The organism is Cellvibrio sp. 25HG11W-0 (genome assembly GCF_057815475.1).
In genome coordinates this window covers 4,752,506-4,770,633 of the sequence record NZ_CM174230.1, presented here as the reverse complement: position 1 = coordinate 4,770,633, position 18,128 = coordinate 4,752,506, and the positions used below count along the sequence as shown (strand labels likewise).

Sequence of the window (18,128 nt, the reverse complement as noted above, 5' to 3'; positions counted from 1 at the left end):
CCTCTCAGGCCATTGGTCGTTGTTATTATGAATGGGCGATACGCGCGCAGAGCGCAGGCAAAAACACTTCACTCACCAGCAATGGTTTGGCAGCGAGATAGAAAATGGAGCGGCGCCCCCACAGTGGCTTAGTTAGCGCCAGCTCACTGGGAAAGTACTGATCCTGTGCGTTTATAGGTGCAACTGCAATAGGGCTGCGCGCTAATTGTGGCTGACTAAACAGAAATGCTCCCAGCGGGCTTTGATCTTGTTTGCGCAAATGGCGCAACTTGCCGGTAAGGCTGCGCAAGGGAAGCAGGCTGCGCGCAAAAATCCAAGCTTCGCCTTTGCCCCATAGAATGACTTCGCGGATTAAGCAGAGTTCTTGGCGCCCGATCCCCAGTGCGCCTTGTTCGTTGCGGCTGGCTTTACCCAAATACTGGCGTAATATTTCAACCTTGAATTGGCCCTGGCTTAAATCGACTAAGCGCGCTGTGAGTGAGCCCTTATCGGCCAACCAAGGGTAGAGCGCAGTGGGTGGACGCTGGCTGCGCGGCAGGCGCAGCAAGGGTTTCCAGCGAATAGCGGCGCGTGTGAGCGAGGAGTGCAACTGCGGCAAAAAACGATTCTCCAGAGAATTTTACTGGCTTTATAGGGCGGGCAGTTTACCAGCTTGGTTGTGGGTTGCTGTTAAAAATAGCGCCAAAGCTGCCCTTAGTGCTGCGACTAGAGGTAAACTCTGCGTTCAAACCGCTTATATAAGGTAATTATCATGCATAAAACTGACATTGTTGTCGCACTGGCCAACAGTACTGGGCTTGCTCCCGCTAAGGCTGATTTAGTTGTATCTGAATTTATTGAGCAAATTACCAGCGCCTTAGGTCGCGGTGAATCTGTCGCGCTCTTAGGTTTTGGATCATTCAACGTCAGCGAACGTGCCGCGCGCACGGGTCGTAATCCACAGACGGGTGCAGAAATCCAAATTGCTGCCTCTAAAAATGTAAGCTTTAAGGCCGGTAAAGCCTTGAAAGATGCGGTTAAGGGCAGCTAATACCCCTACGCTAGTGCTAGTACTCTAGAAAGTGCCCGCTTTGCGGCACTTTCTAGACCCTCTCAAAACGCATAATAATCAAAACACTGAGCGCTTACCTATGTCCTTAACCAGCAAAATTTTACTTGGCATGATTCTAGGCGTCTTCGTCGGTGTCGGTTTTAATATGGTTTTAGGGGGCGAGTCGCCAAGTCAGATTGGGCAATGGCTCAATATATTTGTCATTAACGGCTTGTTAGATGCGCTGGGCCAGATTTTCGTAGCTTCGCTTAAATTGCTGGTGGTGCCCCTCGTATTTGTGTCGCTGGTCTGTGGCGCAGCCTCTTTAGGTTCTAATAGCCGCATGGGTGCGCTCGCCTCTAAAACCCTCATTCTATATCTCATCACTACTGCTTTGGCGATTGCCTTGGCGATGTTTATGGCGGTGTTAATTCAACCCGGCGCTGGCGTTCACATGACGGCCGATGCGAGCTTTACGAGCCCTGCAGCCCCCTCGATTAAAGATACCTTTGTAAATATTTTCCCCAGCAATCCACTCAAGGCGATGGTGGAAGGCAATATGCTGCAGGTGATTGTTTTCGCCATTCTTTTTGGTGTTGCCATTTCTCATACAGGCGGCGAAACCGGGCGAAATATGCTGAACCTGTTTGAACACTTGAATTCCGTAGTGCTTAAAATGGTCATGCTGCTAATGCATTTTGCTCCCTATGGTGTGTTTTGTTTGTTAGCAAAACTGTTTGCCAGTTTGGGGGTGGGCGCTATTCTCGATTTGGCTAAGTATTTCTTTACGGTGTTGTTCGTGCTGCTTCTGCATGGTTTGGGTACCTACAGCCTGTTACTCAAACTTTTGAGCGGGTTAAGTCCGGTGATTTTCCTACGCAAAATGTGGAAGGTTATGGTGTTTGGGTTTAGTACCGCCTCCAGCAGTGCGACTTTGCCCATCAATATGCGCACCGTAGAGCAGGATTTGGGGGTGGATAAAAAGGTCGCCTCGTTCTCGATCCCCTTAGGCGCCACTATTAATATGGATGGCACTGCCATTATGCAGGGTGTGGCGACGGTATTTATCTCCCAAGCGTTTGGTATTGAGATTGGTTTAAGCGGCTATTTGCTGGTTATTCTCACCGCGACGCTCGCCTCTATAGGCACCGCTGGTGTACCCGGTGTGGGCTTGATTACCTTGGCCATGGTGTTGCAGCAGGTAGGCCTGCCGGTTGAGGGTATCGCCTTGATTATAGGCGTGGACCGACTGCTCGATATGGTGCGCACGGCGGTCAATTTAACCGGTGATGCCATGGTATCGGTAGTGGTGGCCAAGAGTGAGAAGCTGATCGATTTAGTGCGCTTTGCCGACACTACCCGCAATGCTGAAGTAGACCCTATAGCCCCTTAAGTGGGCGGGTCGAAAGCGCTACTTTTGAGGGGGGTGCTTGAGGGAGTTTAAAGCGGTGATTTGTGTGGGCCAAGGTGAAAGACAAAAGGCGTTGCTGATGGCGCCTGTTGTTGTGATGTTAATGTCGAGTGGGTTTTTCCCCTTTAAACTCGACCGGAATAGCTAAATTTTCCATTAGGCAGGGCCAGCGTTTAAGCTCCTTCTCCCAACCCCGACATTTGTGCAGGTTGATGTACTGCTGCACATTTTCTCCTTGGAAGCGGTGCTCATTGAGCAGTAACTCCGCCGAAAACAAGACTGCTTGATCCAGTTCGTTCGCAAAAGGCTCGCCGATTAATTCATGGGCGACTATGTTGGCCATGGTCATATCCATGGGGGCAAGGGGAATACCGCACTGGGCCATAAAGCGATCATTAACCTCTTCTAGCAGGCGATGGGCGAGATAGGCTTCGTCCAGCAGTGCTTCTAGTTGGCTGTGACCTTCAATAATACTGGGCGGGCTCATAAAATAATCGCTCGCTATTTTTAATAGCGGCTCCACATCAGCATAAATCCCCGCTTCTTTTGCCATGGCCCTAATCGCTTCAATAAAATCAGGCACATGCTTGATATAGCGCACCACAAAATCGGCCAAAAGCTTGGCCGCTTCAGCGTCGGGCAGTTTAATCGCTTGATGCAGGTACTTTTTCCGCAGCTCTAAAAACTGCAATAAATTACCTGAGGCGCCATCTTGCGCCTGCGCTTGCTCAATTAAGCTGCGAATCGGGTGGTCTTGGTCGCTCATTCGCGCTCTCATTAGGTCGAAATACATAGGCACCTTATTTGAGTCCTTGGTTAGGGGTAATCTTTCGGGTGCTTTAAAAGTAAACCATGAGGCTACAAATGCAAGTGAGTCTTAATACCAACTTTTTATAAGAAAAATGTAAAGTGCAGTTTCAGGCCTGAGGGATAATCAAATCTCAGGCCTGATATCCTTCAATGGGAGGGGTTTTAAAAGGCGCCAGATATTTTCAAGCGAATCGCATTGTCGAGATCGCCACTGAAATACTGTTGGAATTGCAGGCCCCAGTCGAGGCTGCCGAACGTCTGGCCTATACCCAACAGCCCATACACGCCGCCGTCAATATCAATCTTCTCGCTGTAGCAGTTGCTGCAGTTACTGATGCTGCGCTCTGATCCCAGTATGGCGCTGGCACCGCCGCGCACAGTGAAGAAGCTTAGGTTATCAGCGCCAAAGCGGTATTTGGGGCCGTATTCTGCAAAAAGCATCAAGCCACTGGCATCAGATTCTGAGTAACTTTCATTGCCCCAATAGCTTCTCACGTACTGAGCAAATTCGTCATTGTCGTTATAAAGCAAAATGCTGGCACCCAGTGAGAGGGTCATTTCGCTCTCGTTGGTATAACGTTCAGCGGCAAAGCCTATAGCGGTGGCGCCCTCGTCTATGCCTTGCAGCCATGCGGCTTCAGCGTCGATATTCACATGATCTATATGGCCGGACCAGCTCCATGCGCTCGTTGGAGCATTGGCGGCAGGGCGATTGGTGGGAGTGGCCGCCTGTGTTAGGGCGCTGCAGAGTGAAAGCGCCAAAAGGCTACTGGTGATGAGTTTATGCATGATGACATTTCCTTTTTAAGTAAGAGCTGAGTGTGTAGACATGTGTAAGTTAGATGCTCAAGCGTGCTGCGCGGCTTCAAACTGGATGCGTGGAGCTGATAAATACCGCTGTCGCTGTTCGACAAGGCGCGCAGTGTAACTGCTCCTCGGAAGAACTCGTTAATGAAGCATCGCGCCCTGAGTGAAATTCTGCGGGCTTGTCTCTGTACCAAAACTTAACAATTGCGCCTATAGCGCTCTGCTCAGTGAATTAGTCGCGCTATATCTATATAATTCCCGCTCATTTGTCGCCGCGCCGCGCGCTTGGCTTGTTGGAGCCCCTTGTATGTCTGAGCAAATTTCCGGGTCTGATCGTATCGCTCAGGTCACCCGCAACACTCTCGAAACCAAAATCAGTGTCAGCCTCAATTTGGATGGTACCGGCAAAGGTGTGTTTAACACGGGTGTTCCTTTCTTGGAGCACATGATGGATCAGATCGCCCGCCACGGGATGATCGATCTAGATGTGACCTGTGATGGCGATACCTATATCGATGATCACCACTCGGTGGAAGACATCGGTATCACCATCGGCCAAGCCATCGCGAAAGCTATTGGCGACAAAAAAGGTATTCGCCGCTACGGCCACGCTTATGTGCCATTGGATGAAGCTTTGTCGCGAGTAGTGATTGATTTTTCCGGTCGCCCTGGCTTGGTTATGCATATTCCCTTTACCCAAAAGCGCGTTGGCCAGTTCGATGTAGAGCTTTTTTGGGAGTTTTTCCAGGGCTTCGTTAACCACGCCGGTGTGACCCTGCATGTGGATAATTTGCGTGGCCACAATGCCCATCACCAGATTGAAACTGTGTTCAAAGCCTTCGGCCGCGCTTTGCGCATGGCGCTGGAAAAAGATCCGCGTATGGAAGGCATAATGCCCTCCACTAAGGGAAGCTTGTAATTCATGAGTGAAGCAGTAAACAAGCAGCAAACAGTCGCCGTAATAGACTACGGCATGGGCAATTTGCACTCGGTGGCGAGTGCCCTAAGTCATGTCGCCCCTGAACAACATGTGGTGGTAACTGCCGACCCCGCGGTAGTTGCGGCGGCGGATAGAGTGATATTCCCCGGTGTAGGCGCGATTCGAGACTGCATGGCTGAGATCAAACGATTGGGTTTTGATAAGTTGCTGCGGGAGCAAATCGCCACTGGCAAGCCAATATTGGGCATTTGCGTAGGCATGCAAGCGCTAATGACTCATAGCGAAGAAAACGGCGGCGTCGATTGCATTAATATCTTGCGCGGAAACGTACGCTTCTTCGGCGAAAACCACCGCGATGCTACAGGTGCGCACCTAAAAGTACCGCACATGGGCTGGAATCAGGTGCATCACAACGATCACCCACTCTGGGCGAATATCGAACAGGATGAGCGCTTTTATTTCGTGCACAGTTACTGCGTAATCGCCGAAGATACCAGCTTAGTCGCTGCGACTTGTGACTATGGTGTTGAGTTTCACGCAGCCTTGGCGCGCGATAATTTGTTCGCAGCGCAATTCCACCCCGAAAAGAGCCACACCGCAGGCTTGCAGTTGTTGAAGAATTTTTTGCACTGGGATGGCAAGGCCTGATCCCAGTTATTTGATATTAAAGAGATGATGTAATGCTAATTATTCCCGCGATTGATTTAAAAGACGGCCAATGTGTACGCCTTCGTCAAGGTTTGATGGATGATTCCACCGTTTTCTCCGACGATCCCGTCGCTATGGCGGCACAGTGGGTTGAGCAAGGCTGTCGTCGCTTGCACTTGGTGGATTTGAACGGTGCCTTTGAGGGCAAACCTATGAATGGCGGCGTAGTGACTGCTATCGCCAAGGCCTACCCTAATTTACCGATTCAAATTGGCGGCGGTATTCGCAGCGCGGAAACGATTGAGTACTACCTCAACGCCGGTGTGCAATATTTAATTATTGGTACCAAAGCGGTAAAAGAGCCGCAATTTGTCACCGATATGTGCAAGCAATTCCCTGGTCACATCATCGTTGGTCTCGACGCCAAAGATGGCTGGGTGGCGACCGATGGTTGGGCGGAAGTCTCGAATATTCAAGCGAGCGAACTGGCTAAGCGTTTCGAGCAAGACGGTGTAAGCAGTATTGTTTACACCGACATCGCCCGCGACGGCATGATGCAGGGCGTGAATGTACAGGCCACTGTCGCTATGGCGCAGGCGTCTAGTATCCCCATTATTGCCTCCGGTGGTGTCACCAATATGGACGATATCATCGCCCTAAAAGCGGAGGCCCATAAAGGTATTTGCGGTGCTATTACGGGCCGTGCTATTTACGAAGGCACACTCACCATGGCAGAGGCGCAAGCTTACTGTGATGCTAACTAAGCCATCACAATTTATGTGTTGATAGTCGGCAATATGGCCAACATGGTTGTGTTGGGGTTCGTACCTCACCGCCAACCTACGAAACCACCTGATTTAAGTTTGGATACGAGACTTTAAGCTTATGGCTCTCGCAAAACGTATTATTCCCTGCCTCGATGTCGACAATGGTCGCGTGGTTAAAGGCGTACAGTTTTTGGATATCCGCGATGCGGGTGATCCGGTGGAGATCGCCAAGCGCTATAACATGGAAGGGGCGGATGAGATTACCTTTCTCGATATCACTGCTACCCATGAAGGCCGCGATACCACCGTGCATACGGTCGAAAAGATTGCGAGCGAGGTATTTATACCGCTTACCGTCGGTGGCGGCATTCGTACTGTGGAAGATATTCGCACCATGTTGAATGCTGGCGCCGATAAAGTAGGTATCAACTCGGCGGCTATCTTTAATCCGGATTTCGTAAAAGCCGCCTCTGATCGCTTCGGCGCTCAGTGCATAGTCGTGGCGATTGACGCTAAAAAAGTAAGCCAGCCGGGTGAAGTGCCGCGCTGGGAGATATTCACCCACGGCGGACGTAAACCTACCGGCATCAATGCCGTTGAATGGGCGATTCGCATGGCGGAATACGGGGCAGGGGAAATTTTGCTCACCAGTATGGATGGCGATGGCACTAAAAAGGGCTATGACTTAGAGGTAACCCGTGCAATCAGCGATGCCGTACCTATCCCGGTAATAGCCTCAGGTGGCGTGGGCAACCTTCAGCATTTGTGTGACGGTGTAACCCAGGGGCGCGCTGATGCGGTATTGGCGGCGAGTATTTTTCACTTTCGCGAATACACAGTACCGCAGGCTAAAGCCTTTATGCGTGAGCAAGGTATTGAAGTGCGCTTGTAGCAGCACTGTATCGAGTTAAAAAAAGGGCGCTCTTAGAGCGCCCTTTTTCGTTTTACTGACATCAACGTTTTTAATTAAAGTGTTAGCTATTACTGAGTGTTTTACAGGCCCCATTTTGTTTACATTCGCACTATGCCGAGTAAAGTAAAAACCGGCAAGCTTACTTTATGAGAGCTGCGCGAAAGATCCTGCACGGTCTAATGTCTTAATTCAGGCCGCGCGATACTGCTTTAGCAGGTCGGATACTCTTGGCTCTGAGGCGGAAATAAATTCAACAAAATCACAGACACCCACCTCGGCTTCTGCAAGGCTATCAAATGGGCCTATGTCTACACCTTCGCGAGTCGTGTAGTACCAGTAGCCTTCCTTTTGTAGATAACGGCCGTGACGTTGAGGGACAGAACCTTGTTCGCCGTTTCTGTTTGCTGAAATCATAATGAGCTCCTCTATTACTGCTTAAATAAGCTTTCCTTAAAAAGTATTGGGTAGATTAAAAATCGTCCACAGCAATTATAGGCACTTAAAGACAAGTATCGCTAGATTTAGTTGGACTAGTTTGGCTCATTTTTTATAACCGATTGTTTAAATATGGGTGTTTTGGCTATAAATTGAAAGGATGTGTAATAGCCTGTAATGAAAAAGGATCAATCGGCAGCTTGATGCTAAGCCACAGCCAAGGTGGCGGGGCGGGACAGCTGGCTGTTTTTTCCGCCGCAGCCAAGTGGGGGAAGGTGTTATGCATCAGCGCTGATGCGCTCACAAGTTCAACCTTGTACATCAGTAATAGCTCAGGTAAGTCTTGGAGTACCGCTAAGGTTTCTGGGTAAGGGTGGCCAATGGCTATGGTGGCACCATTTTTACGGGCTAGCTGCATGGCTTTAATCAGTTGGGCGCGAATGACTTGTTGATTGCGTTCATCGTCGAGAAAAATATCGCGTTTACGGCTTGGTAGTTGGATGCGCTCTGCCATGTGCAGCGCTTGGGTTCCTGCGCTGGTGCGACTGTCGACAAAATAGAGCCGCTGCGCTTTCAGTTCTTCCATCAACCAGCTCATGGGCTCAGCCTGCTCTGTTAGTTGGCTGCCCATATGATTATTAAGCCCGCGCACATAGGGAATATTGGCGAGATCACGGCGTAAGATCGCGAGAAATTCAGTTTTTTGCATGCCGTCTAGCAGTGCGCCAGGGCCGAGCGCGAGCTTGCGCTTGTTGCTCATGGGGGCGTGGAGCATGATTTCTTTACCGTGCTGGTGGGCGTATTCCGCAAGGCTTTGGGCGTGAGGGGTGAAGGGTAAAATGGCGACAGTGATGGCGCCAGGCAGCTGGAGGCTGCGGCGCCCTAATTCAAGGTTGTAACCTAAGTCATCGATAATAATGGCTAGCTTAGCCTGGGCGAAACTGCTGCTGGCGAGCGACCAGAGGACAACAATAAGCAGCAGGCGCAGCAACTGAAGGTTGCCTATTGATCACTTGGAAGATTGGGTCGCAGCTGAATATCGGGTGCGACTTGAGGTGGGCTCAGGGTAGCTGAGGCCGCATCTGTTTTGATGGGCGAGCTGGCGATAAATATCGCCAAGCCTTTGAGCAAATTCAATGCTTCGTGCAGTTGGTTGTCTTCTTTTAACAGTTCGGCACTGGTGATGCGATTTTGCTTACGGGTGTTGCTATTGCTCTCTTTGCCACCTTTTTTATTGTTCAGATGCCCCGCTAAATCAGCTTCAGTCGTGCGAATACTGCTCGGTAACTCAGTGACCTGTGCATGCTCGACCTCTACATCTGGCTCAATACCTTGGGCCTGAATCGAGCGGCCATTAGGCGTGTAGTAGAGCGCGGTGGTGAGCTTAATGGCGCGATCATTGGTAATAGGAATGACTGATTGCACGGAACCCTTGCCGAAACTACGTGTGCCCATGATGACGCCGCGCTTATGATCTTGCAGTGCGCCAGCGACGATTTCAGACGCAGAAGCAGAGCCGTCATTAATCAAAACCACGAGAGGTAGCCCCTGTGTTAAGTCGCCTGCCTCGGCGTTGTAGTTAACATTGCTATTGTCGAGACGTCCTTGGGTGTAAACCACGAGGCCGCCATCGAGAAAGACATCGGCCACTTCGACTGAAGCTTGCAATACACCGCCAGGGTTATTGCGCAAATCGAGAATCACACCTTTGGTATCGGGGTTTTTACTGAGTTGATCACGTAATTTTTTACGCAGGTCAGTGCCGCTATCTATTTGAAATTGTGCGATGCGAATGTAGAAATAATCGCTGTCGAGTACGCGTGTGCGCACGCTCTGCAATTTGATAATGTCGCGCTCCAATTCAAACTCTATGGGCTGATCTACATTGGGGCGCATGACCGTAATTTTAATTTTGCTGCCTTTAGGACCGCGCATCATATTGACGGCTTTGGTTAGGTCCATGCCTTTTAGGGCGAGGTCATCAATACGAATAATGATGTCGCCTGATTTAATGCCGGCACGTGCAGATGGGGTGTCATCTATGGGGGTGACAATCTTAACGTAGCCTTCATCGAGGCTTACTTCCAAACCAACACCGCCAAACTCGCCTGAGGTATTAGCTTGTAAGTCTGCAAAGTCGTCTTTATCTAAATAAGCGGAGTGCGGGTCCAATTCCGAAATCATGCCTTTAATCGCATACTCCAACAACTGTGCATCGCTCACTTCTTCCACATAGCCATTGCGCACATGATCATAGACGCGGGTAAAGGTGCGCAGATCTTCCAGTGGCAGTAAGCCTGGGTCTTTCGCGGCTTTCTTCTCAAGTGCGAAACTGGTGTGTGCGCCGCTCGCAAGTGCCAGCGTTAGCACAGTGGCTAGGGCGAAAAAAGGTTTTGGCGAAGCGAAAAGCATGTTGTCTCCGATAGACAAAAAAGCAAAATTAAAACTGCAGTGCAGTGCGCACAGAGTGCACGATTATTTTTAGGCTTACCAGTGAGATGTGCAGATTTCTTGCGATCTGATTCACTCTGGGCATTTTTTGGTAGTGTGGTGCTGGGCCAATCGGTTTTTAGGCTGTTTTTTCAATGGTCAACTGCGTGCGAGCCAGAGGCTTGGATCAATCGGTTTACCTTGGTAGCGAATTTCAAAATAGAGCCCCGCATCAGTTTGGCCGCCCGAATTGCCAACGCGCGCTATGGCTTCACCTGCTTGTACTGGGTCACCGGCTTTTTTCAGTAAATTTTGATTGTGGGCGTAAAGGCTTAAATAGCCTTCACCGTGATCGACAATGACCAAGAGGCCGTGACCGCCAAAATAATCGGCAAATACAACGCGCCCGTGATGCACCGCGACAACTTCATTGCCCATGGCGGCGGCTATAACGACACCGCTCCAATTCATTTGGCCCGCGATCCGTGCGCTGCCGTAGCGATGAATCAAGCTGCCCCGTGTTGGCCAAGGCAAGCGCCCTTTGCGCACCGAAAATTTCTCGCCGCCCTTGGGGAGCGGGACATAGGCGGGAGAGTTAATGGCGTTGGTATTGGCGACTGAGCGAGTAACGCGATCGAGCAGGGCTTGTAGGCGGCGGTGGTCTTCGGTGAGTTGTTGTAGTTCCTGATGTTTGCTTTTGACGACTTGATTAACTTTGGCGAGGGCTTGTTGGCGGGTGTTGTGCTGCTGTTTCAAGCTCTGTCGCTGTTGATCCAGCTGGCTTTGCATCTGCGCTAACTCAAGCGTTTTTTTTTCTATTGCAGGTGTCAGAGCATCGATACGGGTAATGGTATCGAGGAAGGTTTGCATTTTGGCGCTGTGTGCCTGCATAAAATAACTGTGGTATTTCATCATGCGCGCCATCTGATCGGGCGCTTGTTGGTTGAGTAATACTTTGGCTTCGCTTTGCTCGCCAAGTTTGTAGGCTGCGACAATTTGCGTGGCAATTTCAGCTTGTTGTTGTTTTTGCTGCTGCTCAAGGGAGCTGCGTTCGTTATTGAGTTTTTTTAATTCTTGATTTTGGTTTTGCAGCTCTTTTTGGATTTTATTGGCTTTCTTTTGCAGGTCGCCAATAGCTGTTTCGGATTTTTGTAAGTCTTTCTGCAAGGTCGAGCGGGTGCCTTGCACTTTTTGTAATTCTTTTTGAAGTGCGGCGATTTCCTTTTGCAGCTGTTCCATATCCGCTTTTTCGTCAGCCCAAACGCTACCAACAGTACAGCACAACAGCAGTGCTGCGCACGCGAGGGAGTAAATGCCACGAGGGCGGACAAGTAAGCAAGAACGCATCATGGTATAGGGCTGCATAGCAAAAATCGGTTAAATAAATGTACGAAGCTGTTGAGTACCTACGCGGGTACAGCTACCCGCGTAGGTTGAGCCTCAAGTTTAGCTGAGGGTGATCAGATTTCTACCGGTCATTTCAGCAGGCTGGGGAATGTTCATCAAATGCAGCATAGTGGGTGCTACATCTGCCAGAGAACCACCTGCCGCAATAGTACCCTTGCGGCTACTGCAGAAAATAAACGGCACCGGTAAGGTTGAGTGCTGGGTATTTGCCTGCCCTGATTCCTCGTCAAACATTTCTTCCACATTGCCGTGATCGGCCGTGATCAGCGCTTCGCCGCCCACTTTTTCAACGGCGGCTAATACGCGACCCAAGCAAATATCGATGGCTTCTACCGCTTTGGTGGCGGCTTCCATAATGCCGGAGTGGCCGACCATATCGCAGTTGGCGTAGTTGCAGATGATGGCATCGTATTTACCCGACTCAATCGCTTCAACAAGTTTATCCGTCACAATTGGCGCATTCATTTCGGGCTGTAAATCATAGGTAGCCACTTGAGGTGAAGGCACCAAAATACGATCTTCGCCTTCATAAACTGTCTCATTACCGCTGTTGAAGAAGAAGGTAACGTGAGCGTATTTCTCGGTTTCAGCAATGCGCAACTGAGTTTTACCGAGTTGCGAAATGTAATCGCCAAAGGAGTTGGTGAGGCTGGCGGGCGGAAATGCGATAGGCGCATGTATCGACGACGCGTATTCAGTCGTTTGCACAAAGTGCGCAATATGAGGGTGCAGTTCGCGCTCAAAACCATCAAAGTCGGCGCTGATTAAGGCGTTGGTGATTTCGCGCGCGCGGTCAGGGCGGAAGTTCATGAAAATCACTGAGTCACCATCGTTAATGGTGGCCACTTCTTCGTCTTCGCCGCAGATGACCGTGGCTTTTACGAACTCATCGTTTTCATCGCGTGCATAGGCGGCTGCCAAGCCCTCAACGGCGGTGAGCGCATCAAAATCGGCATCGCCGGTAACCATTACATCGTAGCAAGCCTTAACGCGATCCCAGCGGTTATCGCGATCGAGCGCAAAGTAGCGGCCAATAATAGAGGCTACGCGGCCAGCGCCTAACTCTTTGAACAGGTCTTGCGCTTTTTGCAGGGACTTTTCTGCACTTCGTGGTGCGGTATCGCGGCCATCTAAAAAGGCGTGTAGATAAACTTCTTTTGCGCCGCGTTCTACCGCCATCTTCATCATGGCGTAGATGTGTTCTTCATGACTGTGAACACCACCTTCAGACAGCAAGCCCAAAATGTGGACTGCTTTGCCGCTGGCAATAGCGCTATCTATAGCAGTCACATAAACAGGGTTGGTAAAGAAATCGCCATCGCTAATCGCTTTGTTAATACGGGTGAAATTTTGGTATACCACTCGGCCAGCACCAAGGGTCATGTGACCTACTTCAGAGTTGCCCATTTGCCCTTCAGGCAAGCCTACGGCCATACCCGAGGTCTCGATTAAACTTTTAGGGTTGTTGGCCCAAAGCTTATCAAACACGGGTTTATGAGCAGCGGCAATAGCGTTGTATTTGGTTTTTTCAGAGTAGCCATAGCCATCCAAAATCAGCAGAACTACGGGTTTTTTCATTGCGGTCATAGAGCTTCGCTTCTGGTTAGGTGAATGGAGATGCGGGCTTGGCTATTGCGCCTACCCAGCGCTTAAAGCGGGTTGCGCTTAGCCTAAAGGCTGCGCGCGAATGGAGGCCATTCTAACGGGTTACAAGACACAACTCTATGCGCAGGCGTGAATATAGCGCTGCAGAGCGGTAGTTTGGCGTCATTGGTGTATACTGCGCGCGCCTTTTTAACAGTATTACCGCTGTATTAGGCCGCTGTTACAGTGCGCTGGGGGACGTTGAGTGAATGCAATGCATGAGCAACGAGTAATACGAGTAAATAGACGCGAGATAAAATTAGCGTGACTATTGAAAAAATAGCGACAGCCCCCACGTCTGTAGCAGTCTACGCAACGGCCTTGGCAAGTTGCCCCCTAGAGGTAAGTCAATCTATCGATTTACCGCAAACCAAGAGTTTTGAATTTTTAAAAGGCTAATGCTGTGGATTTTTCTAACCTGTTTAATTTTATTGCCCATGAGTGGGTGCTAGTCGCCACACTGGTTGTGCTGATTTACGTCTACATGTGGCGCGAGCGCATTAAAAGTGGCCGTCTATTATCGCCGCACGAAGTGACCCAATTGGTCAATCAGGGCGAGTCTTTGGTGATTGATCTACGCGATGCGGCAGATTACAAAGCGGGCCACATAGTAAACTCTATTAATATTGCCTACACCAAGCTTACTACTGACTCAACGCCGGTCGCGGAACACAAAGCTAAAACGCTGATTTTGGTTGATAAAATGGGGCAGCACGCGGGCACCGTTGGCCGCAAGTTAGGCAAAGAAGGCTTTACGGTTTGCCGTTTAAATGGTGGTATCGCCGAGTGGAAAGCGCAGACGCTACCGCTCATTAAAGGTAAGTAATACCCAACGCATTGGAGTTTTTATGGCGCGCGTTCTAATGTACACCACGGCAATTTGCCCCTACTGTAACAATGCAAAAAAATTGTTGGCGCAGAAGGGCGTGACTGTGGAGGAATTGCGCATAGATCGCGAGCCGCAGTTGCGTCAAGAGATGATGGATAAAAGCGGGCAGCGCACTGTGCCACAAATTTGGATAGGCGCAACCCATGTGGGTGGTTTTACCGATTTGTGGGATTTGGATCGCGCTGGCAAGTTGGACCCGCTCCTCGCTCAGGCTGAATAGGTTAACAAGGCAGAATGCTGCTACTAGCGGAAGCAAGCGCACTTGCTTCCGAACACATTTTTTAACTGAAAAATAAACGAGAGAACTATGTCTGAAGAAACTCAACCACAAGCTGCCGAGCAGGCTGCTGGCCCTGTATTCGCCATTCAACGCATTTTTTTGAAGGATATCTCCTTTGAAACCCCTATGGGTGTTGAAGCGTTTACCAAGCAATTTCAACCCGCTATTCAACAAGACCTCAATGTTCAGGTGACGCCAGTTGAGCCAGGTATGTTTGAAGTGGTGCTGTTGCTCACTATCACCGCACGCATGGAAAACCGTGTCGTGTTCTTGATTGAAGTAAAACAAGCGGGCTTGTTCCAAATTACCGGTATTGAAGGCCCTGCGGTAACGCAGCTGATCAACACCGCATGCCCACAAATATTGTTTCCTTATGCGCGTGAAGCGGTAGACAGTATTCTCGGTCGCGGCAGCTTCCCTCCCCTGATGTTGGCGCCGATTAACTTCGACGCAGTATTTGCACAGGCGATGGAATCCGCGAGCCAGCAAGCCGCCGCAGAGCCAGCGACTGAAACCTTGAACTAAGTCGCGTCTCAATATTGCCGATGTCGTTATTGAATCGCGCACGAAAAAAAGCAGCCCTTTTGGGCTGCTTTTTTTTGCCTATTTTTTGTGTAAATTTTCAGGTGTACCTATAACAGGCGTACCCATTGACAGCTGATCTGCGTAATATCGCCGTCAGAGATGGTTTGTAATATGGTGAAAGTCTTGCATAATCAAGACCTACCCTCAGACAGTGAGCTTTTATGTTTAATCTTTCCGCCCGCATTAATCCCAAAGCCACTCACATAGCCGCTATAGATCTCGGCTCCAACAGTTTCCACATGATAATTGCGCGCTGGGACAAGGGCCAGATCACCTTGTTGGATCGTCTGCGCGAACCCGTGCGCTTAGGATTTGGATTGCAGGAAGATGGAAGCTTAACGGAAGAGGCGCGCGAGCGAGCACTCAGCTGTTTAGAGCGCTTCGGCGAATGTTTGCGCGGATATCCTGCGCGCAGTGTGCGTATAGTCGGCACCAAAACATTGCGCAGCGTGAGCGATTCACGCCAGTTTTTGGCTGATGCTGAAGCGCGTTTAGGGAGCCCCGTAGAGATCATCTCGGGCGATGAAGAGGCGCGTCTTATTTATCTCGGCGTCGCACAATGCATTGCACCCACTAAGGGCAAACGCATATTAATGGACATAGGCGGCGGCAGCACGGAAGTCATCGTCGGCGAAGGCATGAAGCCCATTGTTAAAGAAAGCCTCAGCATGGGCTGCATCGCTATTACCAAACGTTTTTTTGGTGAGGGCAAGGTTACTGAAAAGCTCGTTACTAAAGCGCTCATTGCCTGCTTGCAAGAATTAGAGCCAGTGCGCGACGAATTTATTGCGCTCGGTTGGCAGGAAGTTTTAGGTGCCTCGGGCACTATTAAAGCCGTCGCGAAGGTTTGTGCAGCGCAAGGTTGGAGCGATGGCACCATCACCCTGAAATTGCTTGAAAAAATTATTGCTCTTTATCTCAAAGAGGGTGAAGTTGGTATAAAGCTCGATGGTTTGTCTGAAGATCGCCAGCCAGTATTTCTCGGTGGCGTTATCGTTTTGAGCGCTTTGTTCGATGGGCTCGGCTTAGAAAAAATGATTGCCGCCGATTGGGCGCTGCGTGAAGGTTTGTTATTTGATTTAAAAGGGCGAATGGAGAATCTCGATATTCGCCAAGCCAGTGTTGATGCACTCGCGGAGCGCTTTCACGTTAATATGGAAAAAGCAGTCGCGGTAGAAAAAACGGCGCTCTATCTCTTGGCGCAAACCGCCGAACGCTGGGATTTACAAGTAGACGATGCCAGTAAACTACTCGGCTGGGCTGCGCGTCTTTATCCTGTAGGGCTCGACATAGCGCACAACGATTATCACAAGCACAGTGCTTATGTAGTCGAACACGTCAACCTCGCTGGCTGTTCACGTGCGGAGCAAACGCAACTCGCGGCTTTGGTACTCGCGCATCGCAAACGTTTCCCCACAAAATATTTCCCCATGGACAGTACTGACTTAGTGCGCCTTGCCTTACTGCTCCGCTTAGCGATTATTTTCCATCGCGGTCGTATTCAAGCACAGCTGCCTGAAATCAACCTAAGCGTAAAAGGTGCCGACATAAAACTTAAACTTCCTGCGTCTTGGCTCGAAGCTCACCCGCTTACGCAAGCTGATCTTGATACGGAGCAGCGTTACATGAACGACATAGGTTATGTGTTAGAACTAGGGAATCTCTGAAATAAGGCGGCTTCTGGTTTGCAGATGCCATGTAGTAAATTGAAAATAATCATGAGGAAAACCAATGAAATTAGAATCAATTGCGTTACATGAAGGTTATAAGTCTGAACAAACCACGAAAGCTGCTGCTGTCCCTATTTATCAAACAACCTCTTATACCTTTGATGACACGCAACACGGCGCAGATTTATTTGACCTTAAAGTACAGGGCAATATCTACACGCGCATTATGAATCCCACGACCGACGTATTGGAAAAACGTATAGCCGCAATGGAAGGTGGTATTGCGGCGCTGTGTGTTTCTTCCGGTATGGCCGCAATCACTTACGCACTGCAATGCATCTGTGAGGCAGGCGATAATATTGTCAGCACCAGCCAGCTCTATGGCGGCACCTACAATTTATTTGCCCATGCATTGCCGAGACAAGGTATTGAAACACGCATGGTGTCTTACGACGATTTTGAGGGATTCGAAACAGCGATTGATGCAAAAACAAAAGCGCTATTTTGCGAGTCGATTGGTAATCCTGCTGGCAATGTAGTGGATATTGTTCGCTTGGCAGAAATTGCTCATAAGCATGGTGTTCCCCTGATTGTTGATAATACTGTTGCGACACCCTATTTGTGCCGCCCCTTTGAGCTGGGCGCCGATATAGTTGTGCACTCGCTCACTAAGTACATTGGTGGTCACGGCACCTCCATTGGCGGTGCTATTGTTGATTCAGGAAAGTTTGATTGGGTTGCAAATAAAGCGCGCTTCCCCGTGCTGAATGAGCCAGACCCTGCCTATCACGGCGTGGTATACACAGAAGCTTTGGGTGCGGCGGCTTATATAGGTCGCTGCCGTGTTGGCCCCTTAAGAAATACGGGCGCGGCAATATCGCCCATGAATTCCTTTCAGATTTTACAGGGGCTCGAAACGCTTGGTTTGCGCATGGATCGCCACTGCGAAAATGCTGAAAAGCTTGCCGCGTATTTGCAGCAGCATACTAAGGTCGCGTGGGTAAAATATGCAGCACTACCGAATAGTCCTTATCATGAAAACTGCAAAAAAATTACCTCTGGTAAGGCGTCTGGTATTTTGAGTTTTGGAATTGTAGGGGGGATAGAATCTGCAACTCGGTTTATTGATTCCCTCGAGATGATTTTACGTTTGGTCAATATCGGTGATGCAAAATCTCTAGCCTGTCATCCTGCCTCGACCACGCATCGCCAATTAAACGATAAAGAACTCGCTGCTGCAGGTGTAAGTTCTGATCTCATAAGAATATCGGTGGGTATTGAACATATCGACGATATTATCGCCGATGTGAGCCAAGCTCTCGATAAAGCTTAGCGACAACGCGCGAATTTGCAGCCTTGCAATATCAATGTTCGAGCGGGCGTTCTGTCCGTTTTCCCTATCGATTTTTTGTTACAACACGAGCGAGCCCTGATAGTGTCAGGGCTCAGATCCTTGCATTTT

Annotated in this window: 20 protein-coding genes; 12 read left to right on the top strand and 8 right to left on the bottom strand. The window is 49.7% G+C overall.

Features of this window, described 5'->3' with window-relative positions; translation table 11 throughout:
- Positions 1-25 precede the first annotated feature (25 nt).
- Entirely contained in the window at positions 26-598 is a 573-nt protein-coding gene (locus tag AC0KUT_RS20005; RefSeq protein WP_488832318.1) for a chorismate--pyruvate lyase family protein, read from the bottom strand.
- A 153-nt stretch (positions 599-751) separates the two neighbouring features.
- On the opposite strand from AC0KUT_RS20005, the gene AC0KUT_RS20000 reads away from it, so the two are divergent.
- A complete protein-coding gene (locus AC0KUT_RS20000) occupies positions 752-1,030 on the top strand; it encodes an HU family DNA-binding protein (protein ID WP_488832317.1) in 279 nt (92 codons plus the stop codon).
- Between the two features lie 100 nt (positions 1,031-1,130).
- Positions 1,131-2,423, top strand: coding sequence for a dicarboxylate/amino acid:cation symporter (locus tag AC0KUT_RS19995; protein ID WP_488832316.1), 1,293 nt, complete (start codon positions 1,131-1,133; stop codon positions 2,421-2,423).
- A 118-nt stretch (positions 2,424-2,541) separates the two neighbouring features.
- Here the strand turns inward: AC0KUT_RS19995 and AC0KUT_RS19990 are convergent, their stop codons facing one another.
- Positions 2,542-3,207 (bottom strand): hypothetical protein, encoded by a 666-nt coding sequence (locus AC0KUT_RS19990; protein ID WP_488832314.1) that lies wholly within the window; start codon positions 3,205-3,207, stop codon positions 2,542-2,544.
- 206 nt (positions 3,208-3,413) lie between these two features.
- Positions 3,414-4,040, bottom strand: coding sequence for a hypothetical protein (locus tag AC0KUT_RS19985; RefSeq protein ID WP_488832313.1), 627 nt, complete (start codon positions 4,038-4,040; stop codon positions 3,414-3,416).
- A gap of 325 nt (positions 4,041-4,365) precedes the next feature.
- On the opposite strand from AC0KUT_RS19985, the gene hisB reads away from it, so the two are divergent.
- The 4 genes from hisB (at position 4,366) to hisF (ending at position 7,305) form a co-directional block, all read left to right on the top strand.
- On the top strand, positions 4,366-4,977 hold the full coding sequence (hisB, locus tag AC0KUT_RS19980; RefSeq protein ID WP_488832312.1) for an imidazoleglycerol-phosphate dehydratase HisB: 612 nt from the start codon (positions 4,366-4,368) through the stop codon (positions 4,975-4,977).
- 3 nt (positions 4,978-4,980) lie between these two features.
- Entirely contained in the window at positions 4,981-5,646 is a 666-nt protein-coding gene (gene hisH, locus AC0KUT_RS19975) for an imidazole glycerol phosphate synthase subunit HisH (RefSeq protein WP_488832311.1), read from the top strand.
- Between the two features lie 32 nt (positions 5,647-5,678).
- Positions 5,679-6,410 carry a 1-(5-phosphoribosyl)-5-[(5-phosphoribosylamino)methylideneamino]imidazole-4-carboxamide isomerase gene (gene hisA / locus AC0KUT_RS19970; protein WP_488832309.1) on the top strand — a complete coding sequence of 244 codons (732 nt, stop codon included), beginning with the start codon at positions 5,679-5,681 and terminating at the stop codon, positions 6,408-6,410.
- A gap of 121 nt (positions 6,411-6,531) precedes the next feature.
- Positions 6,532-7,305, top strand: a complete 774-nt coding sequence (gene hisF, locus AC0KUT_RS19965) for an imidazole glycerol phosphate synthase subunit HisF (protein ID WP_488832307.1) — start codon at positions 6,532-6,534, stop codon at positions 7,303-7,305.
- A gap of 210 nt (positions 7,306-7,515) precedes the next feature.
- On the opposite strand, the gene AC0KUT_RS19960 is transcribed toward hisF, so the two are convergent.
- From AC0KUT_RS19960 to gpmI, 5 genes are all read right to left on the bottom strand, one after another.
- Positions 7,516-7,740, bottom strand: coding sequence for a DUF6316 family protein (locus AC0KUT_RS19960; protein ID WP_488832305.1), 225 nt, complete (start codon positions 7,738-7,740; stop codon positions 7,516-7,518).
- A gap of 166 nt (positions 7,741-7,906) precedes the next feature.
- Positions 7,907-8,752: a divergent polysaccharide deacetylase family protein gene (locus AC0KUT_RS19955; RefSeq protein WP_488832303.1), complete on the bottom strand. Its 846-nt coding sequence runs from the start codon at positions 8,750-8,752 to the stop codon at positions 7,907-7,909.
- 11 nt (positions 8,753-8,763) lie between these two features.
- On the bottom strand, positions 8,764-10,173 hold the full coding sequence (locus AC0KUT_RS19950) for a S41 family peptidase (RefSeq protein WP_488832302.1): 1,410 nt from the start codon (positions 10,171-10,173) through the stop codon (positions 8,764-8,766).
- A 177-nt stretch (positions 10,174-10,350) separates the two neighbouring features.
- Complete coding sequence (locus AC0KUT_RS19945) at positions 10,351-11,541, bottom strand: murein hydrolase activator EnvC family protein (RefSeq protein WP_488832300.1); 1,191 nt, start codon at positions 11,539-11,541, stop codon at positions 10,351-10,353.
- Between the two features lie 96 nt (positions 11,542-11,637).
- Entirely contained in the window at positions 11,638-13,185 is a 1,548-nt protein-coding gene (gene gpmI, locus AC0KUT_RS19940) for a 2,3-bisphosphoglycerate-independent phosphoglycerate mutase (protein ID WP_488832299.1), read from the bottom strand.
- Between the two features lie 321 nt (positions 13,186-13,506).
- On the opposite strand from gpmI, the gene AC0KUT_RS19935 reads away from it, so the two are divergent.
- The 6 genes from AC0KUT_RS19935 to AC0KUT_RS19910 all read left to right on the top strand — a co-directional run bounded on the left by AC0KUT_RS19935 (position 13,507) and on the right by AC0KUT_RS19910 (position 17,999).
- Positions 13,507-13,641 carry a hypothetical protein gene (locus AC0KUT_RS19935; protein ID WP_488832298.1) on the top strand — a complete coding sequence of 45 codons (135 nt, stop codon included), beginning with the start codon at positions 13,507-13,509 and terminating at the stop codon, positions 13,639-13,641.
- A 4-nt stretch (positions 13,642-13,645) separates the two neighbouring features.
- A complete protein-coding gene (locus AC0KUT_RS19930; RefSeq protein ID WP_488832297.1) occupies positions 13,646-14,068 on the top strand; it encodes a rhodanese-like domain-containing protein in 423 nt (140 codons plus the stop codon).
- A 22-nt stretch (positions 14,069-14,090) separates the two neighbouring features.
- Positions 14,091-14,351: a glutaredoxin 3 gene (gene grxC, locus AC0KUT_RS19925; RefSeq protein WP_488832295.1), complete on the top strand. Its 261-nt coding sequence runs from the start codon at positions 14,091-14,093 to the stop codon at positions 14,349-14,351.
- 87 nt (positions 14,352-14,438) lie between these two features.
- The gene (gene secB, locus AC0KUT_RS19920; protein ID WP_488832293.1) at positions 14,439-14,936 is read left to right on the top strand and encodes a protein-export chaperone SecB; all 498 of its coding nucleotides are present in this window, start codon (positions 14,439-14,441) and stop codon (positions 14,934-14,936) included.
- A 221-nt stretch (positions 14,937-15,157) separates the two neighbouring features.
- A complete protein-coding gene (locus AC0KUT_RS19915; RefSeq protein ID WP_488832291.1) occupies positions 15,158-16,663 on the top strand; it encodes a Ppx/GppA phosphatase family protein in 1,506 nt (501 codons plus the stop codon).
- Between the two features lie 64 nt (positions 16,664-16,727).
- Positions 16,728-17,999: an O-acetylhomoserine aminocarboxypropyltransferase/cysteine synthase family protein gene (locus AC0KUT_RS19910; RefSeq protein ID WP_488832290.1), complete on the top strand. Its 1,272-nt coding sequence runs from the start codon at positions 16,728-16,730 to the stop codon at positions 17,997-17,999.
- Positions 18,000-18,128: the final 129 nt, after the last annotated feature.

Coding starts and splice junctions, on each gene's coding strand:
- hisF (WP_488832307.1), top strand. CDS start 6,532: ATGGCTCTCGCAAAACGTATTATTCCCTGCCTCGATGTCGACAATGGT.
- hisB (WP_488832312.1), top strand. CDS start 4,366: ATGTCTGAGCAAATTTCCGGGTCTGATCGTATCGCTCAGGTCACCCGC.
- AC0KUT_RS19950 (WP_488832302.1), bottom strand. CDS start 10,173: ATGCTTTTCGCTTCGCCAAAACCTTTTTTCGCCCTAGCCACTGTGCTA.
- AC0KUT_RS19985 (WP_488832313.1), bottom strand. CDS start 4,040: ATGCATAAACTCATCACCAGTAGCCTTTTGGCGCTTTCACTCTGCAGC.
- AC0KUT_RS19995 (WP_488832316.1), top strand. CDS start 1,131: ATGTCCTTAACCAGCAAAATTTTACTTGGCATGATTCTAGGCGTCTTC.
- AC0KUT_RS19910 (WP_488832290.1), top strand. CDS start 16,728: ATGAAATTAGAATCAATTGCGTTACATGAAGGTTATAAGTCTGAACAA.
- AC0KUT_RS20000 (WP_488832317.1), top strand. CDS start 752: ATGCATAAAACTGACATTGTTGTCGCACTGGCCAACAGTACTGGGCTT.
- AC0KUT_RS19915 (WP_488832291.1), top strand. CDS start 15,158: ATGTTTAATCTTTCCGCCCGCATTAATCCCAAAGCCACTCACATAGCC.
- AC0KUT_RS19960 (WP_488832305.1), bottom strand. CDS start 7,740: ATGATTTCAGCAAACAGAAACGGCGAACAAGGTTCTGTCCCTCAACGT.
- AC0KUT_RS19990 (WP_488832314.1), bottom strand. CDS start 3,207: ATGAGCGACCAAGACCACCCGATTCGCAGCTTAATTGAGCAAGCGCAG.
- AC0KUT_RS19945 (WP_488832300.1), bottom strand. CDS start 11,541: ATGATGCGTTCTTGCTTACTTGTCCGCCCTCGTGGCATTTACTCCCTC.
- hisH (WP_488832311.1), top strand. CDS start 4,981: ATGAGTGAAGCAGTAAACAAGCAGCAAACAGTCGCCGTAATAGACTAC.
- gpmI (WP_488832299.1), bottom strand. CDS start 13,185: ATGACCGCAATGAAAAAACCCGTAGTTCTGCTGATTTTGGATGGCTAT.
- hisA (WP_488832309.1), top strand. CDS start 5,679: ATGCTAATTATTCCCGCGATTGATTTAAAAGACGGCCAATGTGTACGC.
- secB (WP_488832293.1), top strand. CDS start 14,439: ATGTCTGAAGAAACTCAACCACAAGCTGCCGAGCAGGCTGCTGGCCCT.
- grxC (WP_488832295.1), top strand. CDS start 14,091: ATGGCGCGCGTTCTAATGTACACCACGGCAATTTGCCCCTACTGTAAC.